General features: G+C 42.3%; 29 protein-coding genes and 2 riboswitches. Of the genes, 25 read left to right on the top strand and 4 right to left on the bottom strand.

Going from position 1 to position 24,731, the window contains the following annotated elements; genetic code table 11:
• Positions 1 to 101: 101 nt before the first annotated feature.
• The 9 genes from HC660_RS11580 (at position 102) to ribT (ending at position 6,729) form a co-directional block, all read left to right on the top strand.
• Positions 102 to 533 carry a peptidylprolyl isomerase gene (locus HC660_RS11580; protein ID WP_003223931.1) on the top strand — a complete coding sequence of 144 codons (432 nt, stop codon included), beginning with the start codon at positions 102 to 104 and terminating at the stop codon, positions 531 to 533.
• A 365-nt stretch (positions 534 to 898) separates the two neighbouring features.
• Complete coding sequence (locus tag HC660_RS11575) at positions 899 to 1,105, top strand: zinc ribbon domain-containing protein (protein ID WP_010334793.1); 207 nt, start codon at positions 899 to 901, stop codon at positions 1,103 to 1,105.
• Positions 1,106 to 1,260: 155 nt separating this feature from the next.
• Complete coding sequence (gene sipS, locus HC660_RS11570; RefSeq protein ID WP_168748155.1) at positions 1,261 to 1,815, top strand: signal peptidase I sipS; 555 nt, start codon at positions 1,261 to 1,263, stop codon at positions 1,813 to 1,815.
• Positions 1,816 to 2,052: 237 nt separating this feature from the next.
• The gene (locus tag HC660_RS11565; RefSeq protein WP_168748154.1) at positions 2,053 to 2,397 is read left to right on the top strand and encodes a hypothetical protein; all 345 of its coding nucleotides are present in this window, start codon (positions 2,053 to 2,055) and stop codon (positions 2,395 to 2,397) included.
• A 120-nt stretch (positions 2,398 to 2,517) separates the two neighbouring features.
• Positions 2,518 to 2,663: riboswitch (FMN riboswitch) on the top strand.
• 129 nt (positions 2,664 to 2,792) lie between these two features.
• Positions 2,793 to 3,878: a bifunctional diaminohydroxyphosphoribosylaminopyrimidine deaminase/5-amino-6-(5-phosphoribosylamino)uracil reductase RibD gene (gene ribD, locus HC660_RS11560; protein ID WP_168748153.1), complete on the top strand. Its 1,086-nt coding sequence runs from the start codon at positions 2,793 to 2,795 to the stop codon at positions 3,876 to 3,878.
• A gap of 10 nt (positions 3,879 to 3,888) precedes the next feature.
• Entirely contained in the window at positions 3,889 to 4,536 is a 648-nt protein-coding gene (gene ribE / locus HC660_RS11555; RefSeq protein ID WP_168748152.1) for a riboflavin synthase subunit alpha, read from the top strand.
• 14 nt (positions 4,537 to 4,550) lie between these two features.
• Positions 4,551 to 5,747: a bifunctional 3,4-dihydroxy-2-butanone-4-phosphate synthase/GTP cyclohydrolase II gene (locus HC660_RS11550; protein WP_168748151.1), complete on the top strand. Its 1,197-nt coding sequence runs from the start codon at positions 4,551 to 4,553 to the stop codon at positions 5,745 to 5,747.
• A 32-nt stretch (positions 5,748 to 5,779) separates the two neighbouring features.
• Entirely contained in the window at positions 5,780 to 6,244 is a 465-nt protein-coding gene (gene ribH / locus HC660_RS11545) for a 6,7-dimethyl-8-ribityllumazine synthase (protein ID WP_003223915.1), read from the top strand.
• A gap of 110 nt (positions 6,245 to 6,354) precedes the next feature.
• Positions 6,355 to 6,729: a GNAT family N-acetyltransferase RibT gene (gene ribT / locus HC660_RS11540; RefSeq protein ID WP_003223910.1), complete on the top strand. Its 375-nt coding sequence runs from the start codon at positions 6,355 to 6,357 to the stop codon at positions 6,727 to 6,729.
• Between the two features lie 13 nt (positions 6,730 to 6,742).
• Here ribT and HC660_RS11535 read toward each other — a convergent pair whose 3' ends face one another.
• Positions 6,743 to 7,267: a DUF309 domain-containing protein gene (locus HC660_RS11535; RefSeq protein ID WP_168748150.1), complete on the bottom strand. Its 525-nt coding sequence runs from the start codon at positions 7,265 to 7,267 to the stop codon at positions 6,743 to 6,745.
• A gap of 87 nt (positions 7,268 to 7,354) precedes the next feature.
• Entirely contained in the window at positions 7,355 to 7,444 is a 90-nt protein-coding gene (locus HC660_RS11530; RefSeq protein ID WP_032731254.1) for a YjcZ family sporulation protein, read from the bottom strand.
• 216 nt (positions 7,445 to 7,660) lie between these two features.
• Between HC660_RS11530 and scpA the strand changes: the two genes are divergently transcribed.
• The 15 genes from scpA to aroD all read left to right on the top strand — a co-directional run bounded on the left by scpA (position 7,661) and on the right by aroD (position 21,518).
• Positions 7,661 to 8,416 carry a segregation/condensation protein A gene (gene scpA / locus HC660_RS11525; RefSeq protein WP_010334786.1) on the top strand — a complete coding sequence of 252 codons (756 nt, stop codon included), beginning with the start codon at positions 7,661 to 7,663 and terminating at the stop codon, positions 8,414 to 8,416.
• On the top strand, positions 8,406 to 8,999 hold the full coding sequence (scpB, locus tag HC660_RS11520) for an SMC-Scp complex subunit ScpB (RefSeq protein ID WP_010334785.1): 594 nt from the start codon (positions 8,406 to 8,408) through the stop codon (positions 8,997 to 8,999). Before scpA ends, scpB begins: the two co-directional genes overlap by 11 nt.
• 57 nt (positions 9,000 to 9,056) lie before the next feature.
• Positions 9,057 to 9,596 (top strand): YpuI family protein, encoded by a 540-nt coding sequence (locus HC660_RS11515; RefSeq protein WP_010334784.1) that lies wholly within the window; start codon positions 9,057 to 9,059, stop codon positions 9,594 to 9,596.
• A 120-nt stretch (positions 9,597 to 9,716) separates the two neighbouring features.
• Positions 9,717 to 10,865 carry a D-alanyl-D-alanine carboxypeptidase family protein gene (locus HC660_RS11510; protein WP_168748149.1) on the top strand — a complete coding sequence of 383 codons (1,149 nt, stop codon included), beginning with the start codon at positions 9,717 to 9,719 and terminating at the stop codon, positions 10,863 to 10,865.
• A complete protein-coding gene (gene spmA, locus HC660_RS11505) occupies positions 10,853 to 11,443 on the top strand; it encodes a spore maturation protein SpmA (RefSeq protein ID WP_024121904.1) in 591 nt (196 codons plus the stop codon). The genes HC660_RS11510 and spmA overlap by 13 nt, the downstream gene beginning before the upstream one ends.
• A gap of 4 nt (positions 11,444 to 11,447) precedes the next feature.
• Positions 11,448 to 11,984 (top strand): spore maturation protein SpmB, encoded by a 537-nt coding sequence (spmB, locus tag HC660_RS11500; protein WP_010334782.1) that lies wholly within the window; start codon positions 11,448 to 11,450, stop codon positions 11,982 to 11,984.
• Positions 11,985 to 12,075: 91 nt separating this feature from the next.
• Entirely contained in the window at positions 12,076 to 12,810 is a 735-nt protein-coding gene (rluB, locus tag HC660_RS11495) for a 23S rRNA pseudouridine(2605) synthase RluB (RefSeq protein WP_010334781.1), read from the top strand.
• A gap of 93 nt (positions 12,811 to 12,903) precedes the next feature.
• A complete protein-coding gene (resA, locus tag HC660_RS11490; protein WP_010334780.1) occupies positions 12,904 to 13,443 on the top strand; it encodes a thiol-disulfide oxidoreductase ResA in 540 nt (179 codons plus the stop codon).
• Entirely contained in the window at positions 13,440 to 15,068 is a 1,629-nt protein-coding gene (gene resB / locus HC660_RS11485) for a cytochrome c biogenesis protein ResB (protein WP_168748148.1), read from the top strand. Before resA ends, resB begins: the two co-directional genes overlap by 4 nt.
• Before the next feature lie 19 nt (positions 15,069 to 15,087).
• Positions 15,088 to 16,263 (top strand): c-type cytochrome biogenesis protein CcsB, encoded by a 1,176-nt coding sequence (gene ccsB, locus HC660_RS11480; protein WP_010334778.1) that lies wholly within the window; start codon positions 15,088 to 15,090, stop codon positions 16,261 to 16,263.
• An 82-nt stretch (positions 16,264 to 16,345) separates the two neighbouring features.
• On the top strand, positions 16,346 to 17,068 hold the full coding sequence (gene resD, locus HC660_RS11475) for a DNA-binding response regulator ResD (RefSeq protein WP_010334777.1): 723 nt from the start codon (positions 16,346 to 16,348) through the stop codon (positions 17,066 to 17,068).
• Positions 17,065 to 18,831, top strand: coding sequence for a sensor histidine kinase ResE (gene resE / locus HC660_RS11470; protein WP_010334776.1), 1,767 nt, complete (start codon positions 17,065 to 17,067; stop codon positions 18,829 to 18,831). The genes resD and resE overlap by 4 nt, the downstream gene beginning before the upstream one ends.
• A gap of 190 nt (positions 18,832 to 19,021) precedes the next feature.
• Positions 19,022 to 19,606 (top strand): RNA polymerase sigma factor SigX, encoded by a 585-nt coding sequence (gene sigX, locus HC660_RS11465; RefSeq protein ID WP_010334775.1) that lies wholly within the window; start codon positions 19,022 to 19,024, stop codon positions 19,604 to 19,606.
• Positions 19,542 to 20,639 (top strand): RsiX family anti-sigma factor, encoded by a 1,098-nt coding sequence (locus HC660_RS11460; protein WP_168748147.1) that lies wholly within the window; start codon positions 19,542 to 19,544, stop codon positions 20,637 to 20,639. The genes sigX and HC660_RS11460 overlap by 65 nt, the downstream gene beginning before the upstream one ends.
• 102 nt (positions 20,640 to 20,741) lie before the next feature.
• Positions 20,742 to 21,518 carry a type I 3-dehydroquinate dehydratase gene (gene aroD / locus HC660_RS11455; protein ID WP_168748146.1) on the top strand — a complete coding sequence of 259 codons (777 nt, stop codon included), beginning with the start codon at positions 20,742 to 20,744 and terminating at the stop codon, positions 21,516 to 21,518.
• A 38-nt stretch (positions 21,519 to 21,556) separates the two neighbouring features.
• Here the strand turns inward: aroD and serA are convergent, their stop codons facing one another.
• A complete protein-coding gene (gene serA, locus HC660_RS11450) occupies positions 21,557 to 23,134 on the bottom strand; it encodes a phosphoglycerate dehydrogenase (protein ID WP_010334772.1) in 1,578 nt (525 codons plus the stop codon).
• A 206-nt stretch (positions 23,135 to 23,340) separates the two neighbouring features.
• Positions 23,341 to 23,476: riboswitch (FMN riboswitch) on the top strand.
• Between the two features lie 155 nt (positions 23,477 to 23,631).
• Here serA and fmnP point away from each other — a divergent pair.
• Positions 23,632 to 24,204 carry a riboflavin transporter FmnP gene (fmnP, locus tag HC660_RS11445; RefSeq protein WP_029441351.1) on the top strand — a complete coding sequence of 191 codons (573 nt, stop codon included), beginning with the start codon at positions 23,632 to 23,634 and terminating at the stop codon, positions 24,202 to 24,204.
• A gap of 39 nt (positions 24,205 to 24,243) precedes the next feature.
• Here fmnP and HC660_RS11440 read toward each other — a convergent pair whose 3' ends face one another.
• Positions 24,244 to 24,492: a ferredoxin gene (locus tag HC660_RS11440; RefSeq protein WP_003225461.1), complete on the bottom strand. Its 249-nt coding sequence runs from the start codon at positions 24,490 to 24,492 to the stop codon at positions 24,244 to 24,246.
• Positions 24,493 to 24,731: the final 239 nt, after the last annotated feature.

The raw sequence follows: 24,731 nt of genomic DNA, 5'->3' as shown, positions 1-24,731 counted from the left end.
AAAAGGTGTGGTATAATAGCCGCGACAAGGAGAGACAAGCCATAATAGATGATACATAAATCTCTCCTTTGAAAATTAAAATAAAGAAAGTGGGCATACAATTGAAAACAGGTTACTTTTTATTAGAAGACGGCAACAAAATTGAATTTGAACTTTATCCGGAAGCAGCACCGGGTACAGTTGCAAACTTTGAAAAGCTTGCAAACGAAGGATTTTACGATGGCCTTACATTCCACCGAGTCATTCCAGGCTTCGTCAGCCAAGGCGGATGCCCGCACGGTACTGGCACAGGCGGTCCCGGATACACAATCAAATGTGAAACAGAAGGAAACCCGCACACACATGAAGCGGGCGCACTCTCTATGGCACACGCAGGAAAAGATACTGGCGGCAGCCAATTTTTCATCGTCCATGAGCCGCAGCCTCATTTAAACGGTGTTCACACTGTATTCGGCAAAGTAACAAGCGGTTTAGAATTCGCGAAAAACATGTCTAACGGTGACGTGATGAAAGAAGTTCGCGTAGAAGGCTAATAGGCAGACAGCAAGCTCCCCGATATGAGGGAGCTTTTTCTTTTCGCTTACAGCCTGATCTGGTTGTGACAGGAAACAAACAGACGTTTTCAAGGATTTCGGGATTACCAGGTAGATATAGAAGGCATTGAGAGATTCGAGTTGAATCCTATAGCTATGTTTCGATTGATTGTAAATCATAACTGTGTTCATCACCAAAACACTGATTTTGATACGCTCAAATAGGCAGAGCATTCCTTGTCGTCAGATACCACCCATGGGAAAAATTTAAACAAATTTTAAAGTTGACATGTTTCATCCCAAAAGGCACTTGTAGTAAAATGAAATAATATCAATGTTATTTTTTTGAAAAGGGGCTACGTTTGATGAACAACAAGGGCTGTATAAAATGCGGAAGCACTGAAGCTGGCCAAAAAGAAATTGCCACAACCGGAACCGGATTGTCAAAGTTGTTTGATGTGCAGCATAACCGTTTTCTCGTCGTCTACTGCAAGAAATGCGGATATTCGGAGTTTTATAATAAAGAAACTTCAACTGCCGGCAATATATTGGATTTGTTCTTTGGAGGCTGATTGATTCTTCTTCCGATTTCATAAGGAAATGGGAACAAATTGATTTTGGCAGGAGAATGAATAGATGTGAAAATTCGCTTCAATGGTCCTAATGGGATTTCTTATCGATTCGTGATAACATAAATTGAAGACCGTTGTTTATTGGAGGAAATCAGTTGAAATCGGAAAACGTTTCTAGGAAAAAATCAATATTTGAATGGGCCAAAGCGATTATTATCGCAGTTGTTCTGGCATTACTCATCCGCAATTTTATTTTTGCGCCGTATGTCGTTGATGGTGAGTCCATGGAGCCTACCCTTCATGACCATGAAAGGGTATTTGTCAATATGACAGTTAAGTACATAGGCGAGTTTAAGAGAGGGGATATCATCGTGCTAAACGGGGATGATGTTCACTATGTCAAGCGGCTGATCGGCCTGCCCGGAGACACAGTCGAAATGAAAAACGACCAGCTTTATATCAATGGGAAAAAAGTGGCTGAGCCTTATTTGAAGGCAAATAAAAAGCAAGCCAAAAATAAAGGTTTTAACCATCTAACTGATGATTTCGGCCCGATCAAAGTGCCTGATAACAAGTATTTTGTTATGGGGGATAACCGCCGAAATTCAATGGACAGCCGAAACGGGCTTGGACTCTTTACGAAAAAACAAATTGCGGGTACGTCAAAGTTTGTTTTCTTCCCATTTAACGACATTCGTAAAACCAACTAAGTATAAGCAGTTTCCTGAAAAGGAACTGCTTTTTTATTCTTTTTCTCATGCATCCCCTAAAACCAGAACGTAAATTCGTATATCTATAGAAAAGAAATTTTTGAAGAAATGTGAAACATATTCCCGTTATGCATCGTTATATTAATAATTTACGAGAATTTACGGTTTTTTATTCATGAAAAAAAGGAATAACTCATATGAATGAATAGATTCATATTGGCTGGAGGTTTTTTAAAAATGGGAAGAATAAAAACCAAGATTACCATTCTGTTAGTACTTCTGGTTTTACTTGCAGGGGGTTATATGTACATAAATGGTGTGGAACTGAAGGACGTTCCGACAGCGATTGGACAAACCTTGTCCTCCGAAGAAGAAGAGTATACAATCCAAGAATATAAAGTGACAAAAATTGACGGAACAGAATATCATGGAGAAGCAGATAACGGCACGAAGATCATCTTCAACGGAAAAAAATTAAATCAAGATTTGTCTGATATAAAAGAAGGCGATAAGATCAAGGCGTACTTCAGCAAATCAAAACGGATCGACGGTTTAATTAAGGTTGCAAAAATAAATGATTAACTAAAAAAACACCTTTCGAACGATGGGTGTTTTTTTCGATTTCTCAAATTGTAAGTTTATTTCATTGCGTACTTAAGAAAGGACCGCTATAATAGCCATTAAGGACAAATGAATAAAGATTGTATCCTTCGGGGCAGGGTGGAAATCCCGACCGGCGGTAGTAAAGCGACATGCGCTTTAGAGCCCGTGACCCGTGTGCATATGTACGCGGTGGATTCAGTTTAAGCTGAAGCCGACAGTGAAAGTCTGGATGGGAGAAGGATGAAGAACCGCTATGCAAAATGTATCAACATGCATAGTGTTATTTCCTATTGCGTAAAATACCTAAAGCCCCGAATTTTTCTTAAATTCGGGGCTTTTTTGACGGTAAATGAATAAAGAAGGGAGGGAAACAGATGGAAGAGTATTATATGAAACTGGCGTTAGATCTTGCGAAGCAGGGTGAAGGACAGACCGAATCAAATCCGCTCGTGGGCGCTGTTGTGGTGAAAGACGGACAGATTGTCGGGATGGGCGCCCATTTAAAATACGGCGAAGCTCATGCAGAAGTCCATGCTATCCATATGGCAGGCGCACATGCAAAAGGCGCTGATATTTATGTCACCCTTGAACCATGCAGCCATTACGGAAAAACACCGCCTTGTGCCGAACTGATTATCAAGTCCGGGATAAAGAGAGTATTTGTTGCAATGAGAGATCCTAACCCGCTTGTGGCCGGACGGGGAATCAGCATGATAGAAGAAGCCGGCATCGAAGTAAAGGAAGGCATTCTGGCAGATCAGGCGGAACAGCTGAATGAAAAATTTCTGCATTTTATGAGGACAGGCCTCCCTTACGTCACATTAAAAGCTGCCGCAAGCCTAGACGGAAAGACAGCGACCAGTACGGGTGACAGCAAATGGATCACATCAGAAGCTGCAAGACAGGATGCTCAGCAATACAGGAAATCACATCAAAGCATTTTGGTCGGAGCAGGCACTGTGAAAGCTGACAATCCAAGCTTAACCTGCAGGCTGCCGGATGTTTCAAAACAGCCGGTGAGGGTGATACTTGATAACGAACTTTCGATTCCCGATGACGCCAATGTGATTTGCGATCAGGCAGCGCCGACTTGGATTTTCACAACAACACATGCTGATGAGGACAAGAAAAAACGGTTTTCCGCTTGTGGAGTGAAAATATTTACTCTGCAAACAGATCGTATACAAATTCCCGATGTGCTGAAAATCCTTGCAGAAGAAGGCATCATGTCGGTGTATGTGGAAGGCGGGTCAGCTGTTCACGGAAGCTTCGTCAAAGCAGGTTGTTTTCAAGAAATCATCTTCTATTTTGCCCCTAAATTAATCGGAGGGACGCTTGCTCCCAGCTTAATCTCCGGTGAAGGTTTTCAATCAATGAAAGATGTCCCCTTATTACAATTCACAGATATAACCCAAATTGGCCGTGATATCAAACTGACGGCAAAACCGAAAAACGAGTAGGATGGTGACCATGTTTACAGGAATTATAGAAGAAACAGGCACAATCGAATCCATGAAAAAAGCAGGCTCTTCTATGGCCTTAACAATTAAATGCTCAAAAATATTAGAGGATGTTCACTTGGGCGACAGCATTGCAGTGAATGGCATTTGTCTGACTGTTACTGATTTCACGAAAACCCAATTCACTGTTGATGTCATGCCTGAAACAGTCAAAGCAACGTCGCTGAACGATTTATCAAAAGGCAGCAAAGTGAATTTGGAAAGAGCGATGGCGGCAAACGGGCGATTCGGAGGCCATTTCGTTTCAGGACATGTTGACGGTACCGCAGAAATCACACGTATTGAAGAAAAAAGCAACGCAGTTTACTATGATTTGAAAATGGATCCGTCATTAACAAAAACGTTGGTTCTAAAGGGATCTATTACAGTTGACGGCGTGAGCTTAACCATTTTCGGGCTGACAGATGATACGGTGACTATTTCTTTAATACCGCACACCATCAGCGAAACGATTTTTTCCGAAAAGACGATCGGCTCCAAAGTGAATATCGAATGCGATATGATCGGAAAATATATGTATCGATTTTTGCATAAAGCCAATGAAAATAAGAACCAACAAACCATAACAAAAGCCTTCTTAAGCGAAAACGGCTTTTAGAGAGGAAGATTAGCATGTTTCATCCGATAGAAGAGGCATTAGACGCTTTAAAAAAAGGCGAAGTCATCATTGTTGTTGATGATGAAGACAGAGAAAATGAAGGAGACTTTGTGGCTCTTGCGGAGCATGCGACTCCTGAAGTGATTAACTTTATGGCGACGCACGGAAGAGGGCTGATTTGCACGCCTCTCAGTGAGGAAATCGCTGACAGGCTCGATCTTCATCCTATGGTTGAGCACAATACAGATTCCCACCACACTGCTTTTACAGTAAGCATTGACCACCGTAAGACAAAAACGGGAATCAGCGCACAGGAAAGATCATTTACTGTCAAAGCTTTGCTGGACAGCGGTTCAGTGCCGGCAGATTTTCAGCGTCCGGGGCACATTTTTCCCCTGATTGCGAAAAAGGGAGGTGTTCTGAAAAGAGCGGGCCATACAGAAGCGGCAGTCGATCTTGCTGAAGCTTGCGGTTCTCAGGGAGCAGGCGTCATTTGCGAAATTATGAATGAAGACGGAACGATGGCAAGAGTACCTGAGCTGATAGAAATTGCGAAAAAGCATCAATTAAAAATGATCACCATTAAAGATTTAATTGAGTACCGCTACAACTTGACAACACTTGTAGAGCGGGAAGTCGATATTACCTTGCCGACTGATTTTGGCACATTTAAGGTGTACGGATACACAAATGAGATCGACGGAAAAGAGCATGTCGCATTTGTGATGGGAGATGTGCCGTTTAATGAAGAACCAGTATTGGTCCGGGTTCATTCAGAGTGTCTCACAGGTGATGTGTTTGGGTCTCATCGCTGTGACTGCGGCCCGCAGCTTCACGCCGCGCTAACGCAAATTGCCGCAGAAGGCCGGGGAGTGCTTTTGTATCTCCGCCAAGAAGGCCGGGGCATCGGTCTGATCAATAAGTTAAAAGCCTATAAGCTTCAGGAAGAAGGATATGACACTGTAGAAGCTAATGAGGCGCTCGGCTTTTTGCCTGATTTGCGCAATTACGGCATTGGTGCTCAAATTTTACGCGATCTCGGCGTGCGGAATATGAAGCTTTTGACGAATAATCCGCGGAAAATTGCCGGACTTGAAGGCTATGGACTCAGCATTACAGAAAGAGTGCCGCTTCAAATGGAGGCCAAAGAGCACAACAAAAAATATTTGCAAACAAAGATGAACAAACTAGGTCATTTACTTCATTTCTAATAACAAAAATCACAAAAAAGGATGGGAATCATATGAATATCATACAAGGAAATTTAGTTGGTACAGGTCTTAAAATCGGAATCGTCGTAGGTAGATTTAATGATTTTATTACAAGTAAGCTGCTGAGCGGGGCAGAAGATGCATTGCTCAGACACGGCGTGGATACAAACGATATTGATGTGGCTTGGGTTCCGGGCGCATTTGAAATTCCTTTCGCTGCTAAAAAAATGGCGGAAACAAAAAAATATGACGCCATTATTACACTCGGCACTGTCATCAGAGGCGCAACGACTCATTATGATTATGTCTGCAACGAAGCTGCAAAAGGCATCGCGCAAGCAGCGAACACAACAGGCGTACCAGTGATCTTTGGAATTGTCACTACGGAAAACATTGAGCAGGCCATTGAACGGGCTGGAACAAAAGCGGGCAACAAGGGTGTAGATTGTGCTGTTTCTGCCATAGAAATGGCAAATTTAAACCGTTCATTTGAATAATTTGCTGAAAACAGTTTAAAAATATGGCGAAAATGATATAATGTGAGAAAACGGATCACCTATACTTTTCCGTTTGATAGAACTGGACATTAGGATATAGAGGGGTTTTTATGTTAATTCGTTATAAAAAATCGTTTGAAAAGATTGCGATGGGACTTCTTTCATTTATGCCGAATGAAAAAGATCTTAAGCAGCTTCAGCAGACAATTAAGGACTACGAAACGGATACAGACCGCCAGCTCTTTCTTTGGAAAGAGGACGAGGATATCGTCGGAGCAATCGGAGTTGAAAAAAAGGATTCCGAGGTTGAAATCCGGCATATCAGTGTGAATCCTTCTCATCGCCATCAAGGAATCGGAAAACAGATGATGGATGCTTTAAAGCATTTATTCAAAACGCAGGTACTGGTTCCGAATGAATTAACGCAGAGCTTTTTCGAACGCTGTCAAGGTCAGCAGGATCAAGACATTTCATACAATAATTAAGCAGAGGCTGTTATCAGCCTCTGCTTTTTTTTCTTCGCTCAATTTCTTTCTCGCGTTCACGGATGACATCAGTCCGATCCCGCAAACGATGTTTATGAATAAGAAATCTATCGGTGAGTGTGCTGGGCTGCCCCCATGTGTAAGCTTTTCGCTTGCATTCAATGCGGCATGCTTCCTCCAGCCTCTCATCTTTAATTGGCAGCATGATGCTTTTATAGGAAGATCCCAGTTCAATTTGTTCGAAAACCGACTGCATAAGCTCCAGTAAACGGGTATGATCAAGCCCCAAATCTTCCACCGCTTGTTTTTCCGCTTGAAGAATCCGTATGCTGTTTGCCAGCAATTTTTTGGCCCCGGCTGTATTCTGTCTTCTATGATGATACAAAGCAACAGCGAGCTGGATAAAGCCGACCCAATGTATTTTTCGTTTGTTCGAAGGATCTTCCTTCCAATATTCTTCTAGTATTTCATGGCATTCAAAATAATCTCGTGTTGCGTGAAATTCAACGAGATAATCGATATAAGCTTTCGGGTACAAGATGCTTCCTCCTTTTAATCCGCCTTTAGTGTAACACAGGACAGATGAAAGGAAAAAACAGCGCATTGGACCCGCTCTTTTTTAGTTCTAGCAAATCCAAGCAGCACCTACGATAATTAACAGAATAAACAAAACGACAATTAAAGCAAAACTGCCGCTGAAGCACTTTTCTCCCATGAACATTCAGCCTCCTTTGTTATGGTCTACGCGAGCATCCTATGTACACCTGCCCTTTTTGGTGTAGGCGGATATCTTGTTATTTTGAATATTCAGCACAAATTCTCTTGAAATACAGGAAATGAAATAGTATTGGACGAGAGCTTTCTGGTGGCTTATACTAAAGGGTAGCCAGTTTATCCGGCAATGAGAGCGATACTTGAAAATGGTGAGATGATGGAAGAATATCAAGTGAAAATTGATACGTTTGAAGGCCCATTGGACCTGCTGCTTCATTTAATCAATCGTCTTGAAATTGACATATATGATATACCCGTGGCGAAGATTACTGAACAATATTTATTATATGTACATACGATGCGTGTGCTTGAGCTTGATATCGCCAGCGAGTATTTGGTGATGGCTGCAACACTGCTCAGTATTAAAAGCAGAATGTTGCTCCCGAAGCAAGAGGAAGAGCTGTTTGAGGATGAATTTCTTGAGGAAGAAGATCCACGGGAGGAACTGATTGAAAAGCTGATTGAGTATAGAAAATATAAAGACGCGGCGAAGGAATTAAAGGAACGGGAAGAAGAAAGACAAAAATCATTTACGAAACCGCCGAGTGATTTGAGCGAATATGCAAAAGAAGTGAAACAATCGGAGCAAAAGCTGTCAGTCACGGTATACGATATGATTGGCGCTTTTCAAAAAGTGCTGAAGCGAAAAAAAATAACAAGGCCGATGGAAACAACAATTACAAGACAGGAAATACCAATCGAAGACAGAATGAATGAAATCGTCCACAGCCTGAAATCAAAAGGGAAAAGAATTAACTTTATGGATCTTTTTTCATATGAGCAAAAAGAACATTTAGTTGTCACTTTCCTGGCAGTTTTAGAACTGATGAAAAATCAGCTGATTTTGATTGAGCAGGAGCGGAATTTTTCAGATATTTACATTATGGGGAGTGAATCCATTCATGGGGCTTGATATCGTGAATTGGAAAGCTATAGTGGAAGCCCTTCTATATGCGGCAGGCGATGAAGGACTGACCAAAAAACAGCTGTTAACAGTGCTTGAAATAGAAGAGCCTGAACTGAACACCATTATGGCGGATGTGGCAGACGAATACCGACATGATACAAGAGGCATTGAACTTATTGAATATGCAGATACGTACATGCTTTCCACCAAAAAGGACTTTGCGCCGTACTTGAAAAAACTGATCGAAGTACCGTCGAAAGGCCTTTCCCAAGCATCTTTGGAGGTGCTGGCGATTGTTTCATATAAACAGCCGATCACAAGAGCGGAAATTGAAGATATCAGAGGTGTGAAATCAGAAAGAATTTTACACAGCCTTGTCGCCAAGGCGCTGCTGTGTGAAGTCGGGCGCGCTGACGGTCCGGGACGGGCCATTTTATACGGCACGACGCCGACTTTTCTTGAGCAATTCGGCTTAAAAACGCTGGACGAGCTTCCGCCGCTGCCTGAAAATGCGGAAGATGACGTTCTTCAAGAAGAAGCGGATTTATTTTTTGAAAACTTTAACCAAACCTTTGAAGATATAAAATAGAGAAATAATGAATCGCGCTTTTTCATCAACATAAGATATAAGGAAGAAGTAGCTATCATGAAAGAAGCAAAATGTGAGAGACAAAGACATGAGGGGAAGATACCAAACGAAATGGGACATTCGATTGTGCGAGTGCAGACTCAAAAAACAGGCGAATTCTTATCAATGGTTGTCAATACCGTTAATGATTATTTAAATCAAACCACGCTGGCGTCTATGCAGGCTGAATTGCCTGTTGAAGAGGCATACTGCTGTGATGTGCTGAGCACGCTGAGAAGAATGACAGTATTTTGTGAAGGAGGCGCTGAAGCATGCCGCCGCCTCCTTATACAAGAGCCTTTTCAGGAAACCAGAGCGGAAAAAACACTTTACAATGTGTATCATCAATGCATTGAAGAGTTCTTTATGCCAAAGAAAGACACCTGGTGTGAAAACAGCCGGGCGTCATATACCGGAGTCAGCGCAATTGAGTTCTACCATGCTGTTCCGCAGTCTCTGGAGCAATTATTATTGCCGCTGAGCGCAGCGTTTCTGAAGATGAGGGAAGAACTGGCTCATTACGAAGCGTCCGGATCTAGCATGGCATCAATCAGATAACACTTACTCTCCTTTTACGGGAGAGTTTTTTTATGTTTGCAGGCCTAGACACAATTGTTATTCATAACTGATGGACATGCGCATAAACTTGTACAAACCACCACAAGGACGTGAACAAACATGCGCATTTTTAAAAAAGCTGTATTAATAGTCATTATTTCTTTTCTATTTGCAAATGTAAATGTGAACACAGCTCATGCAGCTATAAATGTCAGTGCGAAGAGCGCGATTGTCATTGACGGCACATCAGGAAGAGTGTTATTTGCCAAGGACGAGCATGAAAAAAGGCGAATTGCCAGTATTACAAAGATCATGACCGCTGTTCTCGCCATTGAATCAGGAAAAATGGAAGAAACCGTGACTGTGTCTGCAAATGCGGTCAGAACAGAGGGCTCGGCCATTTATTTAACCGAAGGGCAAAAAGTAAAATTAAAGGATCTTGTGTATGGCCTGATGCTGAGATCCGGGAACGATGCTGCTGTTGCGATCGCTGAGTATGTCGGGGGAAGCCTCGATGGATTTGTCTATATGATGAACCAAAAAGCAGAGCAAATCGGTATGGAGAATACCCGTTTTCAAAACCCGCACGGATTGGACGACCATGAAAATCACTACTCATCAGCTTATGACATGGCTATTTTAACGAAATACGCCATGAAGCTCAAAGACTATCAAACCATCTCCGGCACAAAAGTATACAAAGCAGAAACAATGGAAAGCGTGTGGAAAAACAAAAATAAATTGCTGACGATGCTGTATCCATACAGTACAGGGGGGAAAACAGGCTATACCAAGCTTGCAAAACGCACACTGGTTTCAACCGCTTCAAAGGACGGCGTTGATCTGATAGCCGTGACCATTAATGACCCTGACGATTGGGATGATCATATGAATATGTTTAACTATGTATTTGAGCATTTTCAAACATATTTAATCGCAAAAAAAGGAGACATTCCGAAGCTCAAAGGTACATTTTATGAGTCCAAAGCTTTCATCAAACGAGACATCACTTATTTGCTTACCGAAGAAGAAAAAGAAGATGTCAAAATTAACACTACGCTGCTCAAACCGAAAAAAGCCTGGGAAAAGGATGCTTCAAAAATTCCGGATATTGTAGGACATATGAAAGTCATGTTCAACGATGAAACCATCGCAAAAGTGCCGATCTATTACGAAAACGAACGAAATCAAAAACCGAAAAAAAAGTTTTTTGAAACATTTAAATCAATTTTTCTGAATGCGGCTGGCGGGGCAAAATGGTCAATATAATCTGGGTCAGCTTAACTGTGATCGGGCTCGTATTTGCGATGTGCAATGGAACGCTGCAGGATGTAAATGAGGCGGTGTTTAAAGGAGCCAAGGAAGCTGTCACAATCTCATTTGGACTTATGAGCGTGCTTGTTTTTTGGCTGGGTTTAATGAAAATAGCTGAACAGTCAGGATTGCTGGATATTTTCAGCCGTATGTGCAGACCTTTTATTTCTAAGCTGTTCCCTGACATACCGCCGGATCATCCCGCAATGGGCTACATTTTATCAAATCTCATGGCGAATTTCTTCGGCCTGGGGAATGCGGCCACACCTCTTGGCATTAAAGCAATGGAGCAAATGAAAAAGCTGAATGGAAATCGTTCGGAAGCGAGCCGTTCCATGATCACTTTTTTGGCTGTTAATACTTCCTGCATTACTCTCATCCCGACAACGGTTATCGCCGTGAGAATGGCCTATTCCTCCAAAACGCCGACAGATATCGTCGGACCGAGCATTTTGGCGACACTCATTTCTGGAATCGGCGCCATTATTATTGACCGGTATTTTTATTACCGCCGTAAAAAGAAGGGGAGGTAAGCCGATGGAAATTATCAACTGGCTGTCTTTAGCCATGATCCCTATCATTATTGCCGGCATTCTTCTTTATGGAACAATCAAAAAGGTGCCGACATATGAATCCTTTGTTGAAGGCGGAAAAGAAGGAATTGAGATCGCATTTTCGATTATCCCCTACTTAGTCGGGATGCTTGTTGCAATTACCGTTTTCAGATCATCAGGAGCGCTGGACTTTTTTATGGATCTTTTAAAGCCGGCCTTTTCCGCCATCGGCATACCGGCTGAGGTGGTTCCGCTTGCGCTGATCCGTCCGATCTCCGGTACGGCTGCTCTGGGAATGACGACCGATCTAATTGCAGTTTATGGACCGGACTCCTTTATTGGCAGGCTGGCATCGGTGATGCAGGGGTCAACGGATACAACACTTTATGTGCTGACTGTGTATTTCGGAGCGGTCGGCATTAAAAAAATGGGTGATGCGTTAAAGGTAGGACTTCTTGCTGATTTAATCGGTGTAGTTGCATCTATCATCATCGTTACGTTATTATTTGGGAGCGCCTGAAAATGGCGTTTTTTTAGATAAAGCATGCGAAATCTGAAAAAGCTTGTTTGTTTAGGTTGAAAAAAGTAAGATAATACTTGAGGTGAAAGACATGGAAAGACTGCAAAAAGTAATTGCTCACGCCGGAGTTGCATCGCGCAGAAAGGCAGAAGAGCTGATTAAAGAAGGAAAAGTAAAGGTGAACGGCAAAGTAATAACAGAGCTTGGTGTTAAAGTAACCGGTTCTGATCAGATTGAAGTAAACGGTTTGAAGGTGGAACGTGAAGAGCCTGTTTATTTTCTTCTATATAAACCAAGAGGTGTGATTTCCGCAGCGGAAGATGACAAAGGGCGCAAAGTCGTGACTGACTTTTTAAGAGAAGTGCCGCAGCGCATTTATCCGGTCGGACGTCTGGATTACGATACTAGCGGTCTTTTGCTTTTAACCAATGACGGCGAGTTTGCCAACAAGCTGATGCATCCTAAATATGAAATAAACAAAACATATGTAGCAAAGGTAAAAGGCATACCGTCTAAAGAGCTGATCAGAAAGCTGGAGCGCGGCATTATGCTGGAGGAAGGCAAAACAGCGCCTGCCAAAGCGAAGCTGCTTTCATTGGATAAGAGAAAACAAACAAGCATTATACAGCTGACCATCCATGAGGGACGGAACAGGCAAGTGCGCCGCATGTTTGAAGCGATTGGACATGAAGTAATCAAGCTGAAGCGGGAAGAATACGCATTTTTAAATCTGAGAGGCTTAAATACGGGAGACGCAAGAGAGCTCACGCCGCATGAAGTCAAAAGACTCAGAGCGCTAGCGGAACACGGTAAAAACGCTTTCTAAGTTTCACATAACCTTCAAAAAGTTAGAAATGTGAAATGAATGTGCAATGATATAATTGAATGGATCTGCAATAGGGGAAGGGGGCAGTGGACAATGAAGAAAAAAAGGCGTTTATTCATTCGGACCGGCATCCTTCTCATTTTGATTTGCGCGCTGGCCTATACAATATACAATGCTGTATTTGCCGACAAAGAGAGCATATCTGAAGGGTCCGAGGCACCGAATTTTGTCCTTGAAGATACGAATGGGGAACGTATTGAACTGAGTGACTTAAAAGGAAAAGGTGTTTTTTTGAATTTCTGGGGCACCTGGTGTGAGCCGTGCAAAAAAGAATTTCCTTATATGGCGAACCAATACAAATATTTTCAAGACCAAGGCGTTGAAATTGTCGCGGTAAATGTTGGGGAGTCAAAGATAGCAGTACATAATTTTATGAAATCCTACGGAGTGAATTTTCCGGTTGTCCTGGATACAGATCGTCAGGTGCTTGATGCCTATGGCGTATCTCCGCTTCCGACAACCTTTTTAATCAATCCGGAAGGAAAAGTTGTCAAGGTGGTGACCGGCACTATGACAGAAAGCATGATCCATGACTATATGAATCTGATAAAACCCGGAGCGACCTCGGGATGAAACAGGTAAAATGTGAATGCGGACATATCAACCCGGTTGGAACCGTTTTATGTGAATCATGCGGCAGGGCGCTTCAGGAAACACAGCCCCCGCTTGCCGATATGAGATACGATGGAAGTGCTAGACGCTCACAAACCTATAACAAAACGATCATTGATAAAATATGGAACTTCTTTTCTTCGGTTAAGGTCGGAATTTGGCTTATCGTCATAACCCTTGCAGCATCAGCATTTGGGACTATTTTTCCTCAAGAAGCCTATTTGCCCCCCGGCGCTCAGGCTGATACATATTATAAAGAACAATACGGCACGTTCGGCCAGCTTTATTATTTACTCGGGCTCCATCATTTATATGGATCTTGGTGGTATTTGCTGCTGATTGCCTCTATCGGCATTTCTCTTGTCATCTGCAGCCTTGACCGCGTGATTCCCCTGTACAGAGCATTGAAAAATCAGGGTGTCAGGAGAAGCCCTGTTTTCTTAAAAAGGCAGAGGCTGTTCAGTAAAACCGAGACCGAGCTCAACAAGGAAGAAAAAGAAAAGATTGTCACTCTCTTAAAGAAAAAGCGTTATAGAATCAGAGAAAAAGAGGGCAGCATTCTGGCGGAAAAAGGACGTTTTTCCCGCTGGGGTCCGTATGTTAATCACATAGGATTAATCATTTTCCTGATTGGCGCTATGCTGAGATTTGTGCCGGGCATGTACATCGATGAAACGCTCTGGGTCAGAGAAGGCGAAACTGCGGCAATTCCAGGCACAGACGGAAGATATTATTTGAAAAACAATCAATTCAGCGTAGAGACTTATAACAGCGAGACAGAAAAAAAGGTGTTCGCTGATGCCATTGACAGAGTCGGAAGCGGAAAGGTCGCGAAAAACTTTCAAACAGACGCAGTTCTCTATAAACGGGAAGGCAAAATTGTCTATGGAGAGAAGCCGAAGCTGAAAAAAGTAAAAGAAGAAGATATTCGTGTGAATCAGCCGCTGCGCTTTGATTCGTTTTCTGTTTATCAGGTGGATTATAAAGAGAATCAGCTCGATCAGATGGTGTTTCAGCTGATTGACAAAAAATCAAAAAAATCCTTTGGGAGCTTAAAGATCAACCTATTGGATCCAGATTCGGTTTATGATCTTGGCAACGGTTACAAAGTTGAGGTCGCCAGCTACCTTCCTGACTTCTATTTTAATCAGGACGGAGAGCCGAGCACAAAAACAAAAATCCCAAACAATCCGGCTTTTGTTTTTAATATCATAACGCCGGATAAGCCAAAAGGCGAAAAAAGCTTTGTGGCCATTCAAGAAACCATTGAAGGGTCGGGCAGCAATAAGTACAAGTTAAAATTTGACCATGTCGAAACGAAAAACATAACCGGTCTGACAGTCAGAAAAGATCTGACGCTTTGGGTGCTTGCTATCGGCGGAGCCATTTTTATGATTGGCGTCATTCAAGGAATGTACTGGCAACACCGCAGAATCTGGCTGCATACACAGGATGGTGCAGTCATGGTTGCCGGCCATACCAATAAAAACTGGTACGGACTGAAGCAGGATTTAACATTTGTTTTAGCCGAAACGGGGCTGACTGAACCAGCAGACCAAAAAGAATTAATGAAAACACAGAAATAGGCGAAAAGGGAGTGGTGTCATGGCGGAGCTGAGCGGAAATTTTCTTTATGCAGCCTTTCTCGTGTATTTAATCGCGGTCCCGATTTTCGGCGGGGCCATACGCGGAAGGAAAAATAAAAAAGACAGGGCAAACCGGTGGGCGACGATCGGAATTACCCTTTCGATTATCGGTTTTCTCTGCCACCTGGGCTATTTTATGACAAGGTGGGCTGCCAGCGGCCATGCGCCTGTCAGCAATATGTTTGAATTTACAACGGCCTTTGGCATGATGCTTGTGCTTGCGTTTATTATCCTTTATTTTATCTATCAATTGCCTTCATTAGGTCTGTTTACACTATCGATTGCTTTATTGCTGATTGCTTACGCCAGCATGTTTCCGACGGACATTTCGCCTTTAATTCCGTCATTGCAGAGCAATTGGCTGTACATCCACGTAACCACGGCCGCGCTGGGGCAAGCGATACTCGCCATCAGTTTTGTCGCAGGTGTCATTTTTCTTTTGAAGCATGTTGACCAGACAAAACCAAGTAAAAAAACCTTTTGGCTTGAAGCTATCATGTTTATTATGGTGACGGCAGTTGCCTTTATTGTGATAACATCTGTGTTTCGTTTTGCCGGCTATGAAGCTGAGTTTAACTGGGTGGATAAGAATAAGGAAAAAAGCGTGATGGTCTATGAAATGCCCGCACTTGTAGGTCCGCATGAGGGTGAGCTTATCACCGAGGGGAAAATGCAGCCTATTGCAGAGCTTCCGGCCCTTTTCTCAGGCAGAAAGGTAAACACGGTGATTTGGTCGTTTGGAGCTGGACTCCTTTTGTATGGGGCGCTTCGCCTGATCGTCAGAAAAAGAATCAGTGCCTGTTTACATCCTCTGGTGAAAAACGTGAATCTTGATCTGGTGGATGAGGTTGGCTACAGGGCCGTTTCCATCGGTTTTCCGATTTTTACACTCGGCGCGCTGATCTTTGCCATGATTTGGGCTCAGCTTGCTTGGACGAGATTTTGGGGCTGGGACCCGAAGGAAGTATGGGCGCTAATCACGTTTTTGTTTTACGCCGCATATTTGCATTTAAGGCTGTCCAGAGGATGGCACGGAGAGAAATCAGCATGGCTGGCCGTCATTGGTTTTGCCATCATTATGTTCAATTTAATATTCGTAAATCTTGTGCTAGCCGGACTTCATTCTTATGCATAGTCGATAACAAAGCGATACAGTTCTCAAACTTTCTCACGATTTGATAAAATGAAAGTAACAGAAGGAAAGCAGGGGGAAAACGATGGACCAAACCAATGAAACCAAAATATTAGTAGTTGATGACGAAGCCAGAATTCGCCGCCTTTTAAAAATGTATCTTGAACGTGAAAATTATGTGATTGAAGAAGCGGAAAATGGCGATGAAGCTATTGCCAAAGGCCTCGAAACCAATTATGACTTAATTTTGCTTGACCTTATGATGCCTGGCACAGACGGAATTGAGGTTTGCCGCCAAATTCGCGAAAAAAAAGCTACACCAATTATTATGCTGACCGCAAAAGGAGAAGAAGCAAACCGGGTGCAGGGGTTTGAATCGGGAACAGATGACTACATTGTCAAACCGTTTAGTCCGAGAGAAGTAGTGCTGCGGGTAAAAGCGCTTCTGAGAAGGGCATCTCAAAACTCTTATTTCAATGCGAATACGCCAACGAAAAACGTGCTGGTGTTTTCTCATCTGTCAATCGATCATGATGCCCATCGGGTAACTGCAGACGGAACTGAAGTGAGCTTAACACCGAAAGAGTATGAGCTCCTTTACTTCTTAGCGAAAACGCCTGACAAAGTGTATGATCGGGAAAAACTTCTTAAGGAAGTGTGGCAGTATGAATTTTTTGGCGATCTGCGTACAGTAGACACACACGTCAAACGTCTCCGTGAAAAACTCAATAAAGTATCACCGGGAGCTGCCAAAAAAATCGTCACTGTATGGGGCGTCGGTTATAAATTCGAGGTAGGCGCTGAATGAAATTTTGGAAAAGCGTAGTAGGCAAGCTGTGGGCTACGATCCTATCGCTTGTCCTGATCGTATTATTTATTTTAACGGTTCTTTTACTCGAATTTATCGAAAATTATCATGTGGAAGAAGCCGAAAATGATTTAACCCAGCTTGCAAATAAAGTCGCAGTCATCTTAGAAAAACACGAGGATCAGGCGCTGGCAAGGTCGATCACTTGGGAGCTTGCTGATAACTTAACAAGCATTGCGATTATACAGGATGAGAAAAAGTACTGGTATTCGCCAAACGATAAAAATCGGCTCTCATCTATCACGCTTGAACAAATACAGCGGGACAAGGATTTACATCAGGCTCTGGACAACCATAAAAAAGTCAGTAAACGAACGGGCCTGAGTGGTGGAGACACGGATAATGAACGCCTGATTGTGGGTGTTCCGTATGAAAAAGACGGAAAAAAAGGCATGGTCTTTTTATCTCAGTCTTTGCTTGCCGTCAAAGATACAACAAAACACACGACCCGTTATATATTTCTTGCCGCAGGCATTGCGATTGTGCTGACCACATTTTTTGCTTTCTTTTTATCAAGCAGGGTCACGTATCCGCTTCGGAAAATGAGAGAGGGCGCACAGGATTTGGCAAAGGGCAAGTTTGACACGAAAATCCCGATTTTAACCCAAGATGAAATCGGTGAGCTGGCAACCGCCTTTAATCAAATGGGACGGCAGCTTAACTTTCATATCAATGCGCTCAACCAAGAAAAAGAACAGCTTTCAAACATATTAAGCAGTATGGCTGACGGCGTGATTACCATCAATATCGACGGGACGATTCTCGTGACAAACCCGCCGGCTGAACGTTTTCTGCAGGCTTGGTATTATGAGCAGAATATGAATATTAAAGAAGGCGACAATCTTCCGCCAGAAGCAAAAGAACTGTTCCAAAACGCTGTCAGCACTGAAAAAGAACAAATGATTGAAATGACGCTGCAGGGCAGATCATGGGTGCTGCTGATGTCGCCGCTGTATGCGGAATCGCATGTCAGAGGCGCGGTTGCCGTTCTTCGAGATATGACCGAAGAACGCCGCCTTGATAAATTGCGCGAGGACTTTATCGCAAATGTCAGCCATGAATTAAGAACGCCGATCTCCATGCTTCAAGGGTACAGTGAAGCCATTGTCGATGACATTGCGAGCTCCGAAGAAGATCGAAAAGAGATTGCTCAAATTATATATGACGAGTCGCTGCGAATGGGCCGTCTTGTCAACGATTTGCTTGATTTAGCCCGAATGGAATCAGGCCATACTGGATTGCATTATGAACAAATCAATCTTAACGAATTTATAGAAAAGATCATGCGTAAATTTTCCGGCGTTGCCAAAGAAAAAAATATTTCTTTGCATCAGGACATTTCTCTCACTGAAGAGGAATTGATGTTTGATGAAGATAAGATGGAGCAGGTGTTTACTAATTTAATTGATAACGCGCTGCGTCATACTCAATCAGGCGGCAATGTGTCCATCTCCGTTCATACCGTTAAGGATGGAGTAAAAATAGACGTTAAAGATTCCGGCTCCGGGATACCGGAAGAGGATCTGCCATTCATTTTTGAGCGATTCTATAAAGCAGATAAAGCACGGACAAGAGGCAGAGCAGGAACCGGACTGGGACTGGCTATTGTAAAAAATATTGTGGAAGCTCACAACGGTACCATTACAGTGCACAGCCGGATGGACAAAGGAACGACGTTTACGTTTTATATTCCGACAAAATGATAAAGTCGAGTCTGAATTTGCCGAAGAATCTTGTTCCATAAGAAACACCCGCTGACCTAAGCGGGTGTTTTCTTAATAAAATTTAAGGATATGTTAATATAAATTCCCTTCCAAATTCCAGTTTCTCGTAATATAGTTGTAATGTAACTTTTAAGCTATTATTACGACTAAAGAAACGGAGGGGTTTCCTATGGAAGAAACCTTTCAAGTGTTATATAAAACATACCATCAAGATTTATACCAATTTTTATTTTATATGGTAAAGGATAAAAGCCAGGCTGAAGACCTTCTTCAAGAGGTTTATATTCGTGTATTAAATTCATATCATACGTTTGAAGGAAGAAGCAGTGAAAAAACATGGCTTTTGTCGATTGCACGCCATGTGGCGATAGACTGGTTCCGTAAGCAGCAGACAATCAGACAGCGTGTACTCGGCACATTTGATTGGGATACACAGGATGTCAGAGATCAGCAATTGCTTCCGGACGAACTCGCGGTTCAACATGAAAATGTCCGGGAAATTTATGCTGCGCTTGATCAATGTACGATCGATCAAAGAGCTGTGATTATCTTACGGTTTATACAGGGATATTCAATACAGGAAACAGCCAATGCTCTGCGCTTCTCGGAAAGCAAAGTAAAAACGACCCAACACAGAGGGCTCAAGGTACTTCGGAAACATATGGAGCTTTTGAGGGAGGAGCTAATGGATGATGAAGTCAGATTGGAACGAAGAACAGATAAAGGAGTTGTTAAGTCAACTGCCAGCAGTTAAAGACCATCGTTCTCCGCAAGACATATACAAGCGGCTTTCGATGGTAAAACGGAAGAAAAAGCCCCCTGTAAAATGGATTGGCCCCGTATGTGCAGCAGCTGCTGCAGTTTATATCGCTTTCATTATTTCTCCTCATTTCTTTGATCAGGCAGAGCCTCAAAAAGAAGCGGTTAAAGAAAACGCTATAACGAAAACTGAAACAGCAGACAGTCAAAAAGCAGCACCGTTGCTGGATCAGACTTCGTTTGTTGTTTCTGAAAAGGAACAGAGCAATTATATAACTGTAGCGTTTGCCGATGCCGATACGTCCACAATCGTACCCATCAGCATTAAAAAAACAAATTCAAACCAAAACATACAGGATGTCCTGTTTGCCAGTGACCAATCAGGCTATCTTGATCACGCCGTCACCATTCCATCCTTTATGGATGAAGTGAAAGTAACGGAGAAACAGAAAGAACTAATAATACAAGTTAACGAGAACATTGATGTTGATTCTCTAAAAGACGCTAAACTATTAAAAAAATTGCTGAAAGAAACAATGAAATGGAGCCCTTATGAGAGAGTCAAGTTTTCAACCGATCAAAACGGGGCTGGTGCAAAAGTTGGCTCCTATGGCACTTTGACTGAAATTCCTGTTCACACACAGACGAACAAAGCTTACTATTTGTATCACAATAAAGACGGACAAGACTTTCTTGTTCCCTCTGAAAAAACGTTTCAAACAATAAAAGAAGCGTTTAAGGAAATGGAAACAAACAGTAAACCGGATACAGAACCTGTTATTCACGCAGGTGATATTAAATCAATAACAGAAAAACATAAACATTTATATATTCACTTCTCAAAAAACTCGGCAGTCGAGGATTCAATCACCGGTATTTTAATGCTTGAGGGACTTCTTTTAACAGCAAAGGAATTTGGATTTACAGAAGTGACTTTTACAGAAACTAGATCAAATAAAATTGGAAAATATGATGTTTCAGATCCCATACCGGTACCCGCTGCCCCCAATCCGATTTCTTTAAACTGAAAAAGCCTTTGGGCTTTTTTGTTTTTTGATATAATAGGAATTTTCACAAAATAAGTGTAAGTGTATAATAGAACAAGTGAGGATTGAAAGGAGTTGAGATAAGTGAACACGCTAACAATCAAAGGAGTTTCCATTGGAGAAGGGATGCCAAAAATCATCGTTCCGCTGATGGGTAAAACAGAAAAGCAAATTTTAAAAGAAGCAGAAGCTGTAAAATTACTGGATCCGGATATTGTCGAGTGGCGAGTCGATGGATTTGAAAAAGCAGACGACAGTGAAGCAGTCATAAAGATGATCTCAAAGCTGCGAGAGTCTTTGAAAGACAAGCTGTTTCTATTTACATTCAGATCGCATAAAGAAGGCGGGAGCAAAGAAATGGATGTAAGTTCCTATATCGCTTTGCTGGAAATGGCTATCCGCACAAAAGACATAGACTTTATCGATATTGAACTATTTTCAGGAGAGGCGAACGTGAAAGCGCTAGTATCTTTAGCGGGAGAAAACGGTGTCCATGTAATTATGTCTAATCATGACTTTCAGAATACACCTGCAAAGGACGAGATCATTTCTCGGCTTCGAAAAATGCAGGAGTTAGGAGCGCATATTCCGAAAATAGCTGTAATGCCGAAGGATACAGGTGATCTTTTAACCTTGCTTGATGCGACATATACCATGAAGACAAAATATGCGGACCGCCCGATGATCACAATGTCAATGGCGGGAACAGGATTGATCAGCAGGCTGAGCGGTGAAATATTTGGATCAGCTTGCACATTCGGCGCAGGAGAAGAGGCTTCAGCACCTGGGCAAATACCAGTATCCGAGCTGAGAAACGTGTTAGAAGTACTGCACAAACATACATACACAGAAAACCGTTAAAAGAAAAAAACTCAAGCTGCAAAGCTTGAGTTTTTTCATTATGGAAGATCAATAAGTTTTACAGACACGATATCAGGAACATCTGTTAGTTCTTTCACAATTTTATCTTCTAAATGTCTGTCAAAAGAAAGCATCATGATGGCTTCTCCGCCTTTTTCTTTACGGCCAACCTGCATGGTTGCAATATTAATATCGTTATCTCCGAGAATACGTCCCACTCGGCCGATGACCCCCGTCGTATCCTGATGCTGGATATAAACCAGGTGGCCTGTTGGATAAAAGTCGATATTAAACCCGTTGATTTCGACAATGCGTTCTCCGAAATGAGGGATATACGTAGCTGTAACTGTAAAGGTGCTACGGTCTCCTGTTACTTTTACGCTAATGCAATTATCGTATCCAGATTCAGAAGTGGAAATCTTTTCACTAAAGCTAATGCCGCGTTCTTTTGCGACACCGCCCGCATTTACTTCGTTAACTGTTGAGTCAACGCGTGGTTTTAAGAAGCCTGACAGAAGGCTTTTTGTAATAAACGATGTTTCAAGTTTAGCAATTGTGCCTTCATATTGAATCGCGACATCCTGTACCGGCTCTTTCATGCATTGTGATACGAGGCTGCCGATTTTTCCAGCAATTTGGTGGTACGGCTTAATTTTAGCGAATTCATCCTTTGTCATGGCAGGCAGGTTAATGGCTGACATAACAGGAAGACCTTTTGCGAACTGCAGCACTTCTTCTGATACTTGCGCTGCAACATTCAGCTGTGCTTCTTTTGTCGATGCCCCTAGGTGAGGAGTGGCAATCACCAACGGGTGGTCAACGAGCTTATTATCAACCGGCGGTTCAACTTCAAAAACGTCAAGCGCCGCACCGGCAACATGGCCGCTTTCTAAAGCTTCAAGAAGAGCTGCCTCATCGATAATGCCGCCTCGTGCACAGTTAATTAAGCGAACACCCTTTTTCGTTTTTGCAATCGTTTCTTTGTTTAATAAGCCTTTTGTTTCTTTTGTTAACGGCGTATGCACAGTGATGATATCTGCGCTTTCCAAGACTTCTTCGAACGTACGGCTGTTTACACCGATTTTTTTCGCTCTTTCTTCTGTTAAGAAAGGATCAAAAACGTGCACAGTCATACCGAAGGCTCTCGCACGCTGTGCAATTTCGCTTCCGATTCTGCCTAATCCTACAATTCCAAGTGTTTTGCCGTAAAGTTCCGAACCGACATATGCTGTGCGGTTCCATTCTCTGGATTTTACAGAGATATTGGCCTGAGGGATGTGTCTCATTAAAGATGAGATCATCGCAAATGTGTGCTCAGCTGTGGAAATTGTGTTTCCGTTTGGCGCATTAATAACAATAACCCCATGTTTCGTCGCTTCGTCAATATCGATATTATCCACACCGACACCGGCTCTTCCGACGATTTTTAAAGAAGTCATTTTTTGAAAAAGGTCTTCTGTTACTTTTGTCGCGCTTCGCACCAATAGAGCATCAAAGGTATGTAATTCATCCTCTGCATCTGCTACGTTTTTTTGGACGATTTCAATAAAGTCTGATTCAATAAGTGGCTGTAAGCCGTCGTTGCTCATTTTGTCTGAGACCAATACTCGAAACATCGTAAGATTTCCTCCTAAATTGACAAACTAAATATCTGATAATTTAACATATTCTCAATAGAGTGTCAATGTGTATTGACGCAGTAAAGGATAAAAGGAAAGTGAGGATTTGACCAGTTTTAGAGACTTTTGGCGATATTTTTAATTTGAAGCAATTATCTATACAACCAATCATTTATCGTTTATAATGGAATCAAATTCATATGATCAATCTTCGGGGCAGGGTGAAATTCCCTACCGGCGGTGATGAGCAACTGGCTCTAAGCCCGCGAGCTGTTTTTGACAGCAGGATTCGGTGTGATTCCGAAGCCGACAGTATAGTCTGGATGGGAGAAGATGGAGGTTCAGCAGCGTTTTGAAAAAAGGTTTTCAAACGTTTCTTTACCAAGCCAAATTTTTGAAACCCCGCTTTTATGTCATAGAGCGGTTTTTTTATTGGCTGGAAAAAGAACCTTTCCGCTTTTCGAGTAAGATGTGATCGAAAAGGAGAGAGCAACTTGAAAGTAAAAAAATTAGTCGTGATCAGCATGCTGAGCAGCATTGCATTTGTATTGATGCTGTTAAATTTTCCGTTTCCGGGGCTTCCTGATTATTTGAAAATTGATTTCAGTGATGTCCCTGCCATTATTGCGATTCTTATATACGGACCTTTAGCGGGTATTGCCGTTGAAGCGATAAAAAATGTTCTTCAATATATCATTCAGGGGAGCATGGCTGGAGTGCCTGTAGGACAAATTGCAAATTTCATTGCCGGAACACTCTTTATATTGCCGACTGCTTTCTTATTTAAAAAGCTGAATTCAGCAAAAGGCCTGACAGTGAGTCTTCTGATTGGAACTGCAGCTATGACGGTGCTGATGAGCATTCTGAATTATGTTCTGATTCTTCCGGCCTACACATGGTTTTTACACTCCCCAGCATTATCCGACAGTGCGCTGAAAACAGCGGTAGTCGCTGGTATCCTGCCGTTTAACCTCATAAAAGGCATTGTCATTACGATTGTGTTCACACTCATCTTTATCAAGCTTAAACCATGGATTGAACAGCAAAGAAGCGCGCATATTCATTAAATAAAAAAAGCTCCCGCAGGGGAGCTTTTTCGATTACTTCTATTCAAATTTAAGCGGGTCGCCCTCAAATGGCTCATCCGCCACTTTGATGGAATCAGTAGGGCATCCTTCAAAAGCGTCAATCATATCTTCTTCCAGTACTTCAGGAACTTCGACAACGCCTTTATTTTCGTCAAGCGTTACGAACGCGATGCCTTCATCATCGTAATCGTAAATGTCTGGTGCAGCCGCTCCGCAAGCGCCGCATGCAATGCATGTATCTTTGTCTACGATTGTGTACTTTGCCATGAATAAAACCTCCCAGATTGTTCTTGGTGGAACAAATGGATCAATCTTTATATTTAATCAATTTAACACCTATTCCTCTTACTTATTGTAATGATGTTGATGCCACATTTCAACAGAAAAATGATTGAGAATGCTTATCACATAAGGGGTTATCTACATAACATCCCCCCTTATGATGACTTTAAACGTCGATTTATGTTTAAAATCTGTTAAAATAAAAAGAGCAAACCAACGATTTT

This window comes from Bacillus mojavensis (assembly GCF_012648005.1).
Classification (GTDB): domain Bacteria; phylum Bacillota; class Bacilli; order Bacillales; family Bacillaceae; genus Bacillus; species Bacillus mojavensis.
The sequence above is the reverse complement of the archived record's forward strand: the minus strand, read 5'-3'. Positions and strand labels throughout refer to the sequence as shown.